The following is a 15,129-nucleotide window of genomic DNA, read 5'->3' as shown; positions in this document are numbered from 1 at the left end:
TAGAAAATGCCACGCAGCCTTAAGAAGGGCCCGTTTGTCGATGAGCACCTCCTCAACAAGGTGGACGCTCAGAACGAAAAGGGCACCAAGCAGGTCATCAAGACCTGGTCTCGCCGTTCCACGATTCTCCCTGATTTCATCGGTCACACCTTCGCCGTCCACGACGGTCGCAAGCACGTGCCGGTATTCATCGATGATTCCATGGTTGGCCACAAGCTCGGCGAGTTCGCACCAACCAAGACCTTCAAGGGTCACGTCAAGGAAGACAAGAAGGGACGTCGATAAGCGATGAGTGACCAAATCACCACCGCCCGCGCGACCGCGCGCTTCGTCCGGGTCACCCCGATGAAGGCACGTCGTGTCATCGATCTCGTTCGCGGCAAGTCCGTGTCCGAGGCACTGGCTATCCTGAAGTACGCCCCACAGGGCGCTGCAGAGCCAGTAGCAAAGGTCGTTGCATCCGCAGCCGCCAACGCTGAGAACAACTTCGGCCTGGATCCACGCACCCTGGTCATCTCCGAGGCTTACGCCGACGAGGGCCCAACCATGCGTCGTTTCCAGCCACGTGCTCAGGGTCGTGCATTCATCATCCGTAAGCGCACCAGCCACATCACCGTGGTTGTCGAAAGCCAGAAGGAAGGTGCCAAGTAATGGGCCAGAAGATCCATCCTCACGGCCTACGCCTGGGCATTACTTCCGATTGGAAGTCCCACTGGTACGCCGATAAGTCTTACTCCGATTACATCGCAGAAGACATCAAGATTCGCGAGTTCCTCTCCAAGGGTCTCGACCGCGCCGGCGTTGCCGACGTCGTCATCGAGCGCACCCGCGACCGCGTCCGCGTCGACATTCACACCGCTCGTCCGGGCATCGTGATCGGTCGTCGTGGCTCCGAGGCTGACCGTATCCGCGGCCAGCTGGAGAAGCTGACCGGCAAGCAGGTTGCACTCAACATCCTTGAGGTCAAGAACATCGACGCTAACGCTCAGCTGGTGGCACAGTCCATCGCCGAGCAGCTCACCAACCGTGTGGCATTCCGCCGTGCAATGCGCAAGGCAATCCAGGGCGCAATGCGCCAGCCACAGGTCAAGGGCATCAAGGTTGTATGTTCTGGTCGTCTCGGCGGTGCCGAGATGTCTCGCACCGAGCGCTACCACGAGGGTCGCGTTCCGCTGCACACCCTTCGCGCCGAGATCGACTACGGCACCTACGAGGCTCACACCACTTTCGGCCGCATCGGCGTCAAGGTGTGGATCTACAAGGGTGACGTCGTTGGTGGCCGTCGCGAGTCCGAACTCAACGCACCAGCTGAGCGCCGCGGTCGCGGCGACCGTCGCGAGCGTCCACGTCGCGGTGGCCAGCGTCGTCAGCGTGCAGAGCAGAAGCAGGAGGGCTAAGAATGCTTATCCCTAAGCGCGTCAAGTACCGCCGTCAGCACCGCCCACACCGCACTGGTGTTTCCAAGGGTGGCAACCGCGTTACCTTCGGTGAGTACGGCATCCAGGCTCTCGAGCCTGCCTACATCACCAACCGTCAGATCGAGTCCGCTCGTATTGCAATCAACCGCCACGTCAAGCGTGGTGGCAAGGTTTGGATCAACATCTTCCCAGACCGCCCACTGACCCAGAAGGCACTCGGTGTGCGTATGGGTTCCGGTAAGGGTGGCGTGGAGAAGTGGGTCGCTAACGTCAAGCCAGGTCGCATCCTCTTCGAGATGTCTTACCCTAACGAAGAGGTCGCTTTCGAAGCTCTTCGTCGTGCTGGCCAGAAGCTGCCTTGCAAGGTCCGCATCGTCCGGAAGGAGGACCAGTTCTAATGGCATCTGGTATCCCTGCACACGAGCTCCGCGAGCTCAACGCTGAAGAACTGACCACCCGTCTGAAGGAAGCCAAGGAAGAGCTGTTCAACCTGCGCTTCCAGATGGCAACCGGCCAGCTGACCAACAACCGCCGGCTGCGCGTGGTCAAGCAGGACATCGCCCGCATCTACACGGTGATCCGTGAGCGCGAGCTGGGCCTGTCCGTTGTCCCGGGAGCTGAGGCTTAATCATGAGTGAGGCAACTGTGAACAACACCCCAAAGAAGGAAAAGGGCGCCCGCAAGGTCCGCACCGGCTACGTGGTTTCTGACAAGATGCAGAAGACCATCGTGGTTGAGCTCGAGGACCGTAAGCAGCACGCTCTGTACGGCAAGACCATCCGTACTAACTCCAAGGTGAAGGCCCACGACGAGAATGAGATCGCCGGCATCGGCGACCTGGTTCGCATCGAGGAGACCCGCCCGCTGTCCAAGGACAAGCACTTCCGCCTCGTCGAGATCGTCGAGAAGGCTAAGTAAGCTTCGCCCTTGTGGCTAACCGCCAAAGCCCGCCGCCGCCAGGTGGCGGGCTTTTCGCGTGCCTGTCGCCGCGCAATGCTGATTCGTTAGCTAAGCAGGGCAAACGTTATTGATTCGTTCGTTCAGAACTGGCTCGTCATAATTAGAATCGAATGTGTTATCAACGAGATCACAGGGGTCGCGAGTGTACACCAACGACATACCGCCGATCCTCGAAGGTTTTACCGAGTATGGCGTCATCATGTTGCTACCCGGAGCGGTGGTGACTGGCATCGCTTTCGTCGCGCAGTCGGCGATGGGCAAGGAGCCACCGATGCGCGTGGCAGCTGGCTGCGCAGTAGGATTCGTCGGCAGCGCGGTGGCAACGGCGCTGGCGATGTTCGTGGGGAACTTCTTAAGCGGTAATTTTGGTATCAAACATGCGCTGGTATGGGCGGTGTTCGTCGGTATCGTAATGGCACTTTGCTCCCACTTCTATAACATCCGCGGTTTAAGTGTGCTGCACCTGGCTGTAGCCGTCATCTGCGGTAGTGGTTTGCCGTTTTGGCTGGAATACGCGATTACCGGCCCCGGGGACGGGACCGGTCTATGGGCTATTGCGTTGATCTTCGCCTGGTTCGTCGTTGGAACTACAGCGCTTCTCGTTGCGCTCGCTATGTGGATCGCGCGCGCAAGTCGCGGTCGCCCAAGGCGGTGAGCGCTGGCGCCTTTACGACGGCAACCCCGCTCCCGGATACACGTGAATAAGTGCTCGGGGTGGTTAGATAAGCACCGGAAATTTAGCGTACGGATGGGATTTTTCGATCGTAAATCGTACCATCCGTACGCTCGATTTCGCTGGCAATGACATAATCGAAGGTGTGTTAGATTTTCGTGATGCACAAGCTGTCGATGCGGCCAAATTGTATTACCTCAGTGGCCTGAGCCAAGCAGATGTGGCGCGCGAGTTGGGGATTTCTCGGCCGACGGTGTCCAAATTGCTGCAGTTAGCTCGGGATAAAGGGTATGTGGTGATCTCGCTCCATGATCCGCGCGAGCGAGCGGACGAGCTGGTGGAACAGCTTAAAGCGGAGTTTGGTTTAGCGGATGCCCGCGTGGTGCGTCCGGCAAACAATAGCGCGGCTGAGCTGTTGGCAAGCCTCGGCGCTGCTGGTGCTGCACTGGTGGAAGAGCTTGTTCATGACGACATGAAGGTTGGTGTTTCCTGGGGCAACACCATGTTTGCTGTGTCGGAACATCTGCGGGAGCAGAATCTGCGTGGCGTCGAAGTAATCCAGCTAAAGGGCGGGCATTCACACACCGACCTGAACACCAAAGACATTGCTACGTTGTCGCGGTTTGCTCGGGCATTTAATGCTGAGATGAAAATGCTGCCGTTACCCGTGATCTTGGATGATGTGGTGACAAAAGAGCTTGTGGTAAAGGATCGTCACGTAGCTAAAGTGATGGCAGCTGGCGCGTCGTCGGATTTGGTGGTGTTTACGGTGGGGGACGTGCACCGCGAAAGCCTGCTGTTGAATTTGGGGTATTTGTCTGACAGTGAAACCGAATCGTTACTTGCAACGGCGGTGGGCGACGCGTGTTCGAGGTTTTTTACTGCGTCAGGAGACATTGCCAATCCCCGTATTGATGCCCGTACGATCGGAATCTCGTTGAGTGACTTAGGGGAGCGTCCGCTGAGGGTATTGGTGGCTGGCGGCGTAAATAAAGCTGAGGCCATTAAGACAGCGTTGGCGATGGGGATGGCTACGCATGTAGTCATTGATCATGTGACCGCACTGCGTGTTCTTAATTTGGATAGCGTGTGACATTTATCTAAATGTGGAACAATTGTAAATGAAGGCATTGTCAAATGTGCCCTAGGGGGTTATTGTGAGGGAAGAAGAACATTCATTCCCTTTGAAGAGGAGGACACATGTCTACCACTTCCACCCCTCACATCAACCCAAACGGCGCGCCAATCGCAAAAACGGTTCTCATGCCTGGCGACCCGCTGCGTGCCAAGTTCATCGCCGATACGTACCTCGAGAATGTTGTCCAGTTCAACGGAGTTCGTAACATGCTTGGCTTCACTGGCACCTACGATGGCGCGGAAGTGTCCGTCATGGGGTCAGGCATGGGCATCCCTTCCATTGGCATCTACGCTTCAGAGCTGATTAAGTTCTACGATGTCACCCAGATTATTCGCGTTGGTTCCTGCGGGGCAATGCAGCGCAACGTAGATCTCTATGACGTCATCATCGGTATGTCGGCGTCCACTGACTCTAACTTTATGAGCCAGTACAATCTCCCTGGAACCTGGGCTCCTACCGCTTCCTGGAAGCTGATGAAGGTGGCCATCGAGGAAGCTGAAAAGCAGGGTGCGAAATACCACGTGGGTAACATCCTTTCCTCGGATGTTTTCTACAACGACGATGACTCCGTGAACGAGCGGTGGGCCAAGATGGGCGTGCTCGGCGTGGAAATGGAATCGGCTGCGCTCTACGCAATCGCAGCGCGCCACGGCGTGGACGCGCTCGGAATCTTCACGGCCTCGGACAACCTCATCACCGGAGAACGCACCACTGCCGAAGAACGCCAAACCGCGTTCACTGCAATGATGGAAATTGCGCTCCCACTAGCAAAGATCTAAGCGACGCTGATCATGGACACCACACAAGAAACCAGGCCCGCAGCCAATGATCTTAATCCCAAGGCTGCTGTACCAATCCTGTTGTTCTCCTTCGTCTTTTGCCTGATTGTTGATAATGGCTTCAAGACGATGACGATGCCGATCGCTGAAGGGCTCGGCATCTCAGATAACACTGCTTCTCTCCAGGCATCGTTGGCCGGTGTGGTTATCGGCATCGGTGCAGTGTTCTACGCCGCTCTCGCGGATTCGATCTCAATCCGGAAGTTGATGCTGGTCGGTATCGCTCTTATCGGCGTGGGCTCCTTGCTCGGATACTTCGGGTCCAGTTCTTGGGCACTGGTCCTTAGTGGCCGACTAATCCAAACGTGTGGTTTGGCTGCAGCGGAAACCCTCTACGTCATCTATGTGACCAAACACCTGGAGGAAAAGGATCAGAAAACCTACCTGGGTTTCTCTACCGCAGCTTTCCAGCTTGGCCTGCTTGTTGGCGCACTGACCTCGGGTTACATCGCCACCTATGTGTCATGGACAGCGATGTTCCTGGTTCCGTTGATCCTCCTGTTGGCTGCTCCGGTGATCCATAAGATGGTTCCCGAGGACGACGCGGTTGAAGGCCATCTGGACGTATTCGGCCTGCTGTTGATTGCAGTATTCGCTGCTAGCCTCACCATGTACATGCAGGCGTTTAATCCGCTGTGGCTGATCCCAACCGTACTGGGTATTGCGCTGTTCGCGTGGCACGTTATGACTCACAAAGGTGCGGTTGTTGCTCCCGAGTTCTTCAAAAACGGACGCTACGTATGGGCTTTGGTGCTGGTGCTTATCATCTACTCGACGCAGCTTGGTTTTATCTTCCTGCTGCCATACGCAGGTTCCGAACTACACGGGCTAGCTCCAGATAAGGCTGCGCTGCTCATGGTCCCAGGCTACATTTGTGCCGTTCTAGCAGGTGTGTTCTCCGGCGCTATTGGTAAGGTGCTCAGCTCTCGAACCACCATCTTTATCGCACTGGGCATGATCATCCTGGCCTTGGTGCTCTCAGCAGTGCTCATTGAAGTCTCCGTCATCGCGCTGATCATTTCCATCGTGCTGTTTGCTACTGGGTTCGCTTTGATGTACGCCCCGCTGGTGAACACTGCGCTGCAGAACATTACGGCAGCGAAATCAGGCATCGCCATTGGTTTCTACAACCTGACCATCAATATCGCTATCCCGCTCGGAATCGCTTACACCGCGAAACTCCAAGACATTGGTGCGAGCTGGTTCGGTGGTATGTCTAGCGCCACCACTGGCCAAGGACAGATGTTTGCCACCGTGCTGTGGACGCTGGCGCTGATAGCGATCGTCGGCACTGTCATCTATTTCTTCGCAGATCGGGCGTTGTTGTCTAGGGAAAGGCAAGCAGCGGTGTAATCCCGGCTGGTAGCCAAGTTCGATTCACAATCAAATGACAAGGAGTTTTGTCCCATGTTGGAAAAGTCTGCTGTCGCGCGGCTCATTGATCACACTCTGTTGAAGCCAGAAGCAACTGTCGACACTGTCAACAACTTAATCAAGGAAGCGCAGGAGCTGGGCACCTACTCGGTGTGCATCTCTCCGAGCCATCTTCCCGTCACCGTCCCAGAGGGCCTGCACGTTGCTACTGTAGTTGGTTTTCCTTCCGGAGCTGTCAAAGCCGAAATCAAGGCTGCCGAGGCAGCTCGGGCCGTGGCCGATGGCGCGGAAGAAGTAGACATGGTCATCAACTTGGCGTTGGCCAAGCAGGGACTATGGGAGGAACTTGAAGCTGAGATCGCCGCAGTGCGAGCAGCTGTTCCAGCGCCAGGCGTACTGAAAGTAATCATCGAATCAGCTGCACTTGAGGACGAAGAAATCGTCGCAGCCTGCGAAGCAGCCGAACGTGCCAAGGCTGACTTCGTTAAGACCTCCACTGGGTTCCACCCGGCAGGTGGTGCTTCACTCCATGCAGTGGAGCTCATGGCGAAAACCGTGGGTGGGCGTCTTGGAGTTAAAGCCTCCGGTGGGATTCGTACTGCAAAGGATGCCTGCGCGATGGTTGAAGCTGGCGCCACCCGCCTAGGACTTTCCGCTTCTGCTGCGATCCTGGGTGAATTGTCATGAGCCTGATCGAGACCGCCCGGAACTGGGCAGCGCACGATCCAGATCCAGAGACCAAAGCCGAGATTCTCACACTCGTTGATGCCGGCGACGAAGCTGAACTGGCACAGCGCTTCCAGGGGCCATTAGCGTTTGGTACCGCAGGGCTGCGCGCCAAGGTTGGGGCCGGTGAATCACGCCTCAACCAGGCGGTTATCACCCGGGTAACCTATGGGCTCACGGCCTGGTTGCGGAGCAAGATTGGTGCGGATCCAGTGATCGTCGTGGGGTGCGATGCCCGCCACGGATCGAAGAAGTTTCAGCAGGTCGCAGCCGAAGTGATCTCGGCTTTGGGGGGACGAGCCTTGGTGCTACCACCTGAGAACCCAACACCGCTTACTGCTTTTTCGGTGAAGAAGTATCACGCTGACGCCGGCATTATGGTGACGGCGTCGCATAACCCGCCGGCAGACAACGGCTACAAGGTGTATCTCGGTGGCCGGGTTGCCACGGGCGCGGCTGAGGGGGTTCAGTTAGTATCCCCGGCAGATAAGGAAATCGCCTCGGCTTTTGAAGCGGCTCCCATGGCGGATGAGATCGCGCTGAGCACGGATAATATCGAGCAGGTTGACCCTCGGGAGGAGTACATTGCCCGAGCCAAAACACTCGCTGGGGAGCACCGGGATGTCACCATTGCGCTGACTCCAATGCACGGGGTAGGCGGGGCGATCGGCCACCAACTCCTCAGTGAACTCGGCTTTACTGTGTCGGTAGTGCCGGAGCAGGCAGACCCAGATCCGGATTTCCCTACGGTATCTTTCCCGAATCCAGAGGAACAAGGTGCGCTTGACCTGGCGAAACGTCACGCCGAGAGTATCGATGCTGATGTTATCATCGCCTATGATCCCGATGCGGACCGCTGCGCGGTAGCTACCCGCGTTGCGGGACAGTGGCGACAGCTCAGTGGGGATGAAACCGGCGCACTGCTTGGACAGTACATCGCAGCGCGTGGAGCTACCGGAGCTTTTGCTAACTCCATTGTGTCGTCCCGGCTGCTCGGGCAGATCGCGAAGGCTCATGGGCTCCACCATGAGAACACCTTGACTGGTTTCAAATGGATCGCCCGAACCCCGGAGTTGGCGTTCGGCTACGAGGAAGCGATTGGATACTGCTGTGATCCGGCAGCGGTGGCTGATAAAGACGGTATTTCCGCCTCGGTGTTGGTCGCTAGCTTGGTGGGGGAGCTGAAGGCTCAGGGCCGTACTCTCATGGATGCGCTCGATGATCTTGCTCGCACGCATGGGTTATATCTCAGCGCGCCACTGACGTTCCGGGTCAGTGACCTCTCGCTGATCGCGGAAGGCATGCATACGCTGCGCACAAACCCACCGACGCAATTAGCCGGTGCAAAGGTGACGGAGGTCATTGATCTTGCCGCTGGCACGTTGCCGTGTGGTGCAACGGATGGCATGTATTTTGTCACCGAGCGGGATGACCGCGTGATCGTCCGGCCGTCGGGCACCGAGCCGAAACTGAAGTGCTACCTAGAGGTAGTGTTCCCGGTAACCGGCGAAGATGTTCCTCGGGAGGCCGCCCAGCAGCGGCTGACGGAAATTTCGGAGGAACTGCGCGCACACCTGGGAATGTAACTACTGAGGTGGGATATGTAGGTTAGGGGATATGAAAGACCCGACCCGTATCCCACCTTTGCTTTCTCTGGTGCAAGATTTGTGGGAAGCGCTACCGGATTTGGAGTTCGCTGATGTGCTCCGAATGTTGGACAGTGCTGGGGTACAGCAGCTGGATGATGAGGCGGCTGCCGTGCGGTTAACCAAGCTGTGTGCCGAGTATCCGCGCCGGTTAGACGGCAGGCCAGCGGTGGCGCACGTGGATCGGTGGGCCATCTCAGTGGATGCACAGCAGGTGGCGGTGCGTGGGGTGCATGGTAATCAGGCGCAGCCTGTGGTCTGGGAGTATGACCGCATTGTCAATGTTCAGGTTGGTGCGCCGCTGCATATTGTTGACACGTCTGGACAGCATCGCCGATTTGGGGTGGTGCAGCGGATCCAGCCTTTGGACGTCGATAAGCTGCGGCTTGAGGCGCTGCCCGAGCTTCACCGCGACGGCATTGGGGACCGCCACTACCTAGTCCAGTTGGGCGATGGGGGAATGCTGAGCATTGGGCGTCGGCTCAGCGCTTTTGCGGCTTATCGACGCCATACCACGCGGGAATCCCTGGCCTGGAGCCAAGTCCGGCAGCGTGGTGAAGTGATTGAGGTGAGGCTTCGCGATGGGGGTGGCGCGCGAAGTTTCGAGCCGGTGGTGCATGTTTACCGCGTCGCGTAGGAAAACAGATTTTGTTGTGCTATAGGCGGCGTGCTAGGCTGGCGTGGTTGCAAAGCTCGTGAGCTCTTTTCGGCTCATTTTCGACAACTGTAACACCGACCGCGTGCGCTCGGGACGGAAATCCGGCGTACATCAAGATTCAACCAGGTCAGGAGACCCTAGTGATTCAGCAAGAATCGCGTCTGAAGGTTGCCGACAACACTGGTGCACGTGAAATCCTGTGCATCCGCGTTCTCGGTGGCTCTACCCGACGCTTTGCTGGCATTGGCGACGTCATCGTCGCTACTGTCAAGGAAGCCGCTCCAGGCGGCAATGTCAAGGCTGGCGACATCGTCAAGGCTGTCGTTGTTCGTGCGAAGAAGGAAACCCGTCGTCCAGATGGCTCCTACATCCGCTTCGACGAGAACGCTGCCGTCATCATCAAGAACGACAACGAGCCAAAGGGCACCCGTATCTTCGGCCCAGTCGCTCGTGAGCTTCGTGACAAGAAGTTCATGAAGATCGTTTCTCTCGCACCGGAGGTGATCTAACCCATGAAGATCCACAAGGGCGATAACGTACTCGTCATCTCCGGCCCAGACAAGGGCGCAAAGGGCAAGGTCATCCAGGCTTTCCCAAAGACCAACAAGGTCATCGTCGAGGGTGTTAACCGCATCAAGAAGCACGTCGTGAACTCTGCTCCAGAGCGCGGCGCTGAGTCTGGCGGCATCGTTACCCAGGAAGCTCCAATCCACGTCTCCAACGTCATGGTTCTGGACTCCGACGGTAACCCAACCCGCGTTGGCTACCGCGTAGACGAGAACGGCAAGCGTGTCCGCATTTCTCGCAAGAACGGGAAGGACATCTAACATGAGCGACAACTACACTCCACGTCTCAAGGCCCGTTACCGCGAAGAGATCCGTACCAAGCTCAACGATGAGTTCAAGTACGACAACGTCATGCAGATCCCAGGTCTGACCAAGATCGTGGTCAACATGGGTGTCGGCGACGCTGCTCGTGACTCCAAGCTGATCAACGGCGCTCTCGAGGACCTCACCGCAATCACCGGTCAGAAGCCAGAGCTTCGCCGTGCGAAGAAGTCCATCGCAAACTTCAAGCTCCGTGAAGGCATGCCAATCGGTGCCCGTGTTACCCTGCGTGGCGACCGCATGTGGGAATTCCTCGACCGTCTGCTGACCGTCGCCCTCCCACGTATTCGTGACTTCCGTGGCCTGTCTGACCAGCAGTTCGATGGTCACGGCAACTACACCTTCGGCCTGACCGAGCAGACCATGTTCTACGAAATCGACGTAGACAAGGTTGATCGTCCACGTGGTATGGACATCACCGTGGTCACCACGGCTACCAACAATGACGAAGGCCGCGCGCTGCTGCGCGAACTGGGCTTCCCATTCAAGAAGCCAGGCCAGGCGGATCACTAGTCAGTGATGCCTGAAGAACCCAGCACCTTCTGGTGCTGGGTTTTTGCATAAGGGGGCTTGCGAAATCGAGCGTACGGATCGGATTTTTCAGGCCCGGAAAATCCCATCCGTACGCTCGATTTGGACCCGGTTAATCTGATAGCTCGTCGTTCGGATCCAGATCCAGCATTCGTTTCTCATCTGGCCGGTTCGGTAGAACATTGTCCACGTAGGACTGCGCCGCGGTGGCCAGATCCACGGGTTTTCCTTCCTCTTCGGATAAAAACCACTGGTGGTCGATGATCTCGTGGAACAGTTGCGCGGGTTGTAGCCTGGAAGAGTATTCGGGTGGGATGATTGCCAGCGTGGGATCGAGCACATCCCTGAGCCAGCGGTGTGCGACTTGCTCGAGCGGGATGTCGTGCAGCTCACCGACGGCGCGGTAGGTCTCAATCGTGTTCAGGATGCGGCGGGCTTGCCCTTCCTGCACGTCCAGGCCAGTGAGTCTCATGAGAGCGCGGTGGTGGTGGCCGGCGTCGACCACGCGAGGCCTGATGTTGAGGACGGACCCCTCCTCGCCAGTGGTGATCTTGAGCTCGCCCACATCGAAACCGAGCTCATTGAGCATTTCGATCCGCCGGTGGATGTGCCAGGATTCCGTAGACGGGATTGCTTCCTCCGCGGTGAGGGCGTCCCACAGCAATTGGTATTTCTCTACGATGCGCTCGCCGATTTCAATCGCATCGGCGTCGGTAGGCAGCAGCCCGCCGCTTTGCAAGTCCATCAGCTCACCGATGATGTTGACGCGGGCTATTTCGAGGTCGTGAAGGCGGCGTTGTTTGCTGAGGTGCGGTTGCACGTCCCCGGTTTCCGCGTCGACGAGGTATCCGGAAAAAGCGTCGGCGTCCCTGCGAAACAGTGTGTTGGACAGGCTGACGTCGCCCCAATAGAAGTTGAGCAAATGAAGCCTGACGAGCAGGACGGCGAGGGAGTCGATGAGACGCGTGGCGGTTTCGGGGCGCATACTTTGGGAGAACACAAAACGGTAGGGCAACGAATATTCCAGATGTTCTGTGACGAGAGCTGCGGTGAGCTCCTCGCCGTTAGCGTCACGACGCCCAGTGATGACGGCTAACGGCCGCACTGCCGGGGCACCCATCCGCGAAAGCTCTCGGAGCGTACGGTACTCGTGGTAGGCGACCTTTTGCCCGATTTCCTTAATAGCGATCACCCGGTCATCCGCATTAACAAAGCGAACAACGTGGCGTGAGATTCCGCGAGGCAGGCTCGCGAGCAGATCAGTGGGCCATTCTTCCAGCGGGATATCCCAAGGCAATGACAACAACGCGGGCACAAGCGTGCTGTTGGTTATTTGCATGTTGGGTTGCATCGAAGCCTCCATTTCGTTGACAACGCGTGCGGGGCGGGCCGGATAGAATCCAGCGCCGCCCCGTGCATAGCTAGTACAGCAGGCCTAGTCTGGCAGGCGATCTCCGGTGGCAGGGGAGAAGTTGTGCTGTGCTCCTTCGCGGATTCGAACGTGAACGATGGAGCCGATTGGTGGCGCCGCGTGCGGTGCGGTGCGGATGATGATCTGGTCGGTGGACTCGTCATCTGGGTTGGCGTCGGTGCCGGAGCCAAGGTTGCCGCCCCCTTCCAGCTTGCCGTACATGTAGGCGTCGGAACCGAGCTCTTCCACCAGGTGCAGCTTGACTGGGATGGTGTTTGGCTCATGCTCGGACACGATGTCCAGGGCTTCTGGGCGGAAACCGATGGTGATGTGGCCGTTGTCGGCAGGCGTCAGTGCGGCGCGGGTGGCTTCAGATAATGGGACACGGGCATTGCCGAGCACAGCGTCGGTGCCTTCGACCTTGAACTTGCCCAGGTTCATCGCTGGAGAGCCGATGAAGCCGGCAACGAATTCGTTGGCTGGGCGATCGTAGAGTTCGCGTGGGGTGCCGACCTGCTGCAAGACACCGAACTTCAGCACAGCGATGCGATCGCCCATGGTCAGGGCTTCCGTCTGGTCGTGAGTGACGTACAGGGTGGTCACTCCCAGTTCGCGCTGCAACGCGGCGATCTGGGTGCGAGTCTGGACACGGAGCTTGGCGTCCAGGTTGGACAGTGGCTCGTCCATGAGGAACACCTGCGGCTTACGCACAATCGCGCGACCCATTGCCACGCGCTGGCGCTGACCACCGGAGAGTGCCTTTGGTTTGCGATCCAGGAAATCCGTGAGGTCGAGCGTGCGTGCGGCTTCTTCCACTCGGCGATCGATCTCTTCCTTTGGGGTCTTGTCAATCTTGAGGGCAAAACCCATGTTCTCGCGCACCGTCATGTGTGGGTACAGAGCGTAGTTCTGGAACACCATCGCGATGTCACGCTCTTTTGGTGCTGCGGTAGTGATATCGCGATCCCCCAGCAGAATGCGACCTTCGCTCACCTCTTCGAGGCCTGCGAGCATGCGCAGCGTGGTGGACTTACCGCAGCCGGACGGCCCGACGAGGACGAGGAACTCACCGTCCGCGATCTCAAGGTTGAACTTATCGACCGATGGTTTTTCCGCACCGCGGTAAATGCAGGTGGCGTTATCGAAGGTCACTGAAGCCATGAGGAAAATCTCCGTTCTTTATCGGCGGGAACGCGCCGAACGATCCGAGTAAAGAATGACGTAGTGGAACAAACCACTGCTATTCAGTTTAGGCATTATTGCCACTAAAAGTTTGGGTTTGAGACGTACAGCTCAGTTGGCAAAAAGGTTTACCGACGCTACAGATTCTGCTACCTCGAGTGGGCGAAATCTTTGCCCAGTTGACGGGGATCGGATCTACCTGATGAAACAAAACCTGAAGGTGATTTTAATAATCCATTAATAAAGGTTAAGATTACGCTTGTGGAAAATGGGCTGCGTTCAGTGCAGTCCAGCTGTACAGCAAGCTACCGTACGCCCACTTCTTACGAAGGGCCTTGTCTGACACTAGCTGCACTTCAGGAATTGCCTGCTGAGAGAAAAGGAAAGAGCGCGACATCGTGACTGAATCGCACAATGCGGATATTGAAATTGTGGGATACGTTCCTGGCGGTTTCGACATGCTGCACATTGGCCATCTCAATATCCTGCGTGCAGCCCGGCAGCGCTGCACCCGGCTTGTCGTTGGGGTCGCCACTGATGAGTCATTGATTCGGATGAAAGGCCGTGCACCGGTGATACAAGAAGCCGAGCGTGCGGAGTTGGTTCGTAGCTTAGCCTTCGTTGACGAGGTAATCCGCGATGTTGACCAAGACAAACGTATCGCCTGGAAAACTCGCAATTTTGATGTGTTATTCAAAGGCGATGACTGGAAGGGCACCCCTAAAGGGGATCGCCTGGAAAGAGAACTTGCTGAAGTTGGGGCTCGGGTCGAGTATTTGCCGTACACGCCGACAACCTCCTCGACGATGCTGCGGGAATTCCTGAGTCAAGCAACCAAGGCTGGGGTAGTACATACCGCTCAGTAACACAGTGCGTACTGTGTGACCGTTTGCCTTAGCTAATCATGAGGGCACCATGGAGAAACTTAAAAATACTGTTAAAGAAGTTCCCGAAGGTTGGGCGGGTCGCTATCGGTGGGCGATCTCCGCGCTTCATTCTGCTCAGAAACCTTCTCCCGGCGTTCCCGCCTACACCAGGTGGGTTAATCGGCGTGGCGCGAGAGTAGTGGCCGCTGCTGGCTTCGCTAGCGCTTTAACACCAAACCACATTACGGCGTTATCGGCGCTGTTGTCTGTGACAGGAATGTTCGTGTTGCTTTGTTACGAGCCTTCCCTTTGGTCTGGCATGGTAGTAGCCACGCTCCTTGCCGCCGGGTATTTGTTTGACTCTGCCGATGGGCAGCTCGCCCGGGTCTCGGGGTTGTCTTCTAAAACAGGCGAGTGGATTGACCACGTTGTTGACGCGTTTCGCTCCCCTGCCATCCACATCAGCACAGCAGCCGCAATTTTGCTGTACTGTCCGGATTCCTGGTGGCTGGCAGCTATCGCAGCTATTTATTCACTGGTTACGAGTGGCCAATTCTTGTCCCAAATTCTGGCGGAAGCCTTTGTGCGGAAAGCAGGGCGGCAGCAAACCCGCGGTGGTGATCTACATTCATGGATGTTGCTTCCCACTGACCCGGGAACACTGTGCTGGTCTTTTGTACTGTGGGGATTTGCGCCAGCTTTTGGCGCAGTTTATGCCGCTCTGGCCTGCATCGCGTTGCTTCACAGTGGCATGTCACTGCGTCGGCGCTACCGAGATTTGCGCGCACTGGATCGCGCTGCGCAGGAAGAGAGCTGACC

20 protein-coding genes are annotated in these 15,129 nt (G+C 57.2%); 18 read left to right on the top strand and 2 right to left on the bottom strand.

Annotated features, from left to right (window positions below; genetic code table 11):
- Positions 1-6 precede the first annotated feature (6 nt).
- The 16 genes from rpsS (at position 7) to rplE (ending at position 10,833) form a co-directional block, all read left to right on the top strand.
- Positions 7-285, top strand: coding sequence for a 30S ribosomal protein S19 (gene rpsS, locus HW450_RS05435; protein WP_018023292.1), 279 nt, complete (start codon positions 7-9; stop codon positions 283-285).
- Between the two features lie 3 nt (positions 286-288).
- Entirely contained in the window at positions 289-651 is a 363-nt protein-coding gene (gene rplV / locus HW450_RS05430; RefSeq protein ID WP_182386969.1) for a 50S ribosomal protein L22, read from the top strand.
- Entirely contained in the window at positions 651-1,397 is a 747-nt protein-coding gene (rpsC, locus tag HW450_RS05425; RefSeq protein WP_182386968.1) for a 30S ribosomal protein S3, read from the top strand. Before rplV ends, rpsC begins: the two co-directional genes overlap by 1 nt.
- Before the next feature lie 2 nt (positions 1,398-1,399).
- Positions 1,400-1,816, top strand: coding sequence for a 50S ribosomal protein L16 (rplP, locus tag HW450_RS05420; protein WP_182386967.1), 417 nt, complete (start codon positions 1,400-1,402; stop codon positions 1,814-1,816).
- Positions 1,816-2,046, top strand: a complete 231-nt coding sequence (gene rpmC, locus HW450_RS05415; RefSeq protein ID WP_182386966.1) for a 50S ribosomal protein L29 — start codon at positions 1,816-1,818, stop codon at positions 2,044-2,046. Before rplP ends, rpmC begins: the two co-directional genes overlap by 1 nt.
- Positions 2,047-2,048: 2 nt before the next feature.
- Positions 2,049-2,336: a 30S ribosomal protein S17 gene (rpsQ, locus tag HW450_RS05410; RefSeq protein WP_182386965.1), complete on the top strand. Its 288-nt coding sequence runs from the start codon at positions 2,049-2,051 to the stop codon at positions 2,334-2,336.
- Between the two features lie 184 nt (positions 2,337-2,520).
- Positions 2,521-3,033, top strand: a complete 513-nt coding sequence (locus tag HW450_RS05405; RefSeq protein ID WP_182386964.1) for a hypothetical protein — start codon at positions 2,521-2,523, stop codon at positions 3,031-3,033.
- Between the two features lie 163 nt (positions 3,034-3,196).
- On the top strand, positions 3,197-4,144 hold the full coding sequence (locus tag HW450_RS05400; protein ID WP_182386963.1) for a sugar-binding transcriptional regulator: 948 nt from the start codon (positions 3,197-3,199) through the stop codon (positions 4,142-4,144).
- Between the two features lie 107 nt (positions 4,145-4,251).
- Positions 4,252-4,968, top strand: a complete 717-nt coding sequence (gene deoD / locus HW450_RS05395; protein WP_182386962.1) for a purine-nucleoside phosphorylase — start codon at positions 4,252-4,254, stop codon at positions 4,966-4,968.
- Between the two features lie 12 nt (positions 4,969-4,980).
- Positions 4,981-6,381, top strand: coding sequence for an MFS transporter (locus HW450_RS05390; protein WP_182386961.1), 1,401 nt, complete (start codon positions 4,981-4,983; stop codon positions 6,379-6,381).
- 54 nt (positions 6,382-6,435) lie between these two features.
- Positions 6,436-7,089, top strand: a complete 654-nt coding sequence (gene deoC, locus HW450_RS05385; RefSeq protein WP_182386960.1) for a deoxyribose-phosphate aldolase — start codon at positions 6,436-6,438, stop codon at positions 7,087-7,089.
- A complete protein-coding gene (locus HW450_RS05380) occupies positions 7,086-8,714 on the top strand; it encodes a phospho-sugar mutase (protein ID WP_182386959.1) in 1,629 nt (542 codons plus the stop codon). Before deoC ends, HW450_RS05380 begins: the two co-directional genes overlap by 4 nt.
- Positions 8,715-8,745: 31 nt before the next feature.
- Complete coding sequence (locus HW450_RS05375) at positions 8,746-9,411, top strand: hypothetical protein (protein WP_182386958.1); 666 nt, start codon at positions 8,746-8,748, stop codon at positions 9,409-9,411.
- A gap of 161 nt (positions 9,412-9,572) precedes the next feature.
- On the top strand, positions 9,573-9,941 hold the full coding sequence (gene rplN, locus HW450_RS05370) for a 50S ribosomal protein L14 (protein ID WP_182386957.1): 369 nt from the start codon (positions 9,573-9,575) through the stop codon (positions 9,939-9,941).
- A 3-nt stretch (positions 9,942-9,944) separates the two neighbouring features.
- The gene (gene rplX / locus HW450_RS05365) at positions 9,945-10,259 is read left to right on the top strand and encodes a 50S ribosomal protein L24 (protein WP_182386956.1); all 315 of its coding nucleotides are present in this window, start codon (positions 9,945-9,947) and stop codon (positions 10,257-10,259) included.
- A gap of 1 nt (position 10,260) precedes the next feature.
- Positions 10,261-10,833 carry a 50S ribosomal protein L5 gene (gene rplE, locus HW450_RS05360; RefSeq protein ID WP_182386955.1) on the top strand — a complete coding sequence of 191 codons (573 nt, stop codon included), beginning with the start codon at positions 10,261-10,263 and terminating at the stop codon, positions 10,831-10,833.
- A gap of 130 nt (positions 10,834-10,963) precedes the next feature.
- On the opposite strand, the gene HW450_RS05355 is transcribed toward rplE, so the two are convergent.
- Both HW450_RS05355 and HW450_RS05350 read right to left on the bottom strand, forming a co-directional pair.
- Positions 10,964-12,202 carry a DUF4032 domain-containing protein gene (locus tag HW450_RS05355; protein WP_407926277.1) on the bottom strand — a complete coding sequence of 413 codons (1,239 nt, stop codon included), beginning with the start codon at positions 12,200-12,202 and terminating at the stop codon, positions 10,964-10,966.
- Between the two features lie 84 nt (positions 12,203-12,286).
- Positions 12,287-13,423, bottom strand: coding sequence for an ABC transporter ATP-binding protein (locus tag HW450_RS05350; protein ID WP_182386953.1), 1,137 nt, complete (start codon positions 13,421-13,423; stop codon positions 12,287-12,289).
- A gap of 419 nt (positions 13,424-13,842) precedes the next feature.
- Between HW450_RS05350 and HW450_RS05345 the strand changes: the two genes are divergently transcribed.
- Together HW450_RS05345 and HW450_RS05340 are read left to right on the top strand one after the other, a co-directional pair.
- Complete coding sequence (locus HW450_RS05345; RefSeq protein WP_232843341.1) at positions 13,843-14,310, top strand: adenylyltransferase/cytidyltransferase family protein; 468 nt, start codon at positions 13,843-13,845, stop codon at positions 14,308-14,310.
- A gap of 49 nt (positions 14,311-14,359) precedes the next feature.
- A complete protein-coding gene (locus HW450_RS05340) occupies positions 14,360-15,127 on the top strand; it encodes a CDP-alcohol phosphatidyltransferase family protein (protein WP_182386952.1) in 768 nt (255 codons plus the stop codon).
- Positions 15,128-15,129: the final 2 nt, after the last annotated feature.

This window comes from Corynebacterium hindlerae (assembly GCF_014117265.1).
In the GTDB taxonomy this organism is placed as follows: domain Bacteria; phylum Actinomycetota; class Actinomycetes; order Mycobacteriales; family Mycobacteriaceae; genus Corynebacterium; species Corynebacterium hindlerae.
The sequence above is the reverse complement of the archived record's forward strand: the minus strand, read 5'-3'. Positions and strand labels throughout refer to the sequence as shown.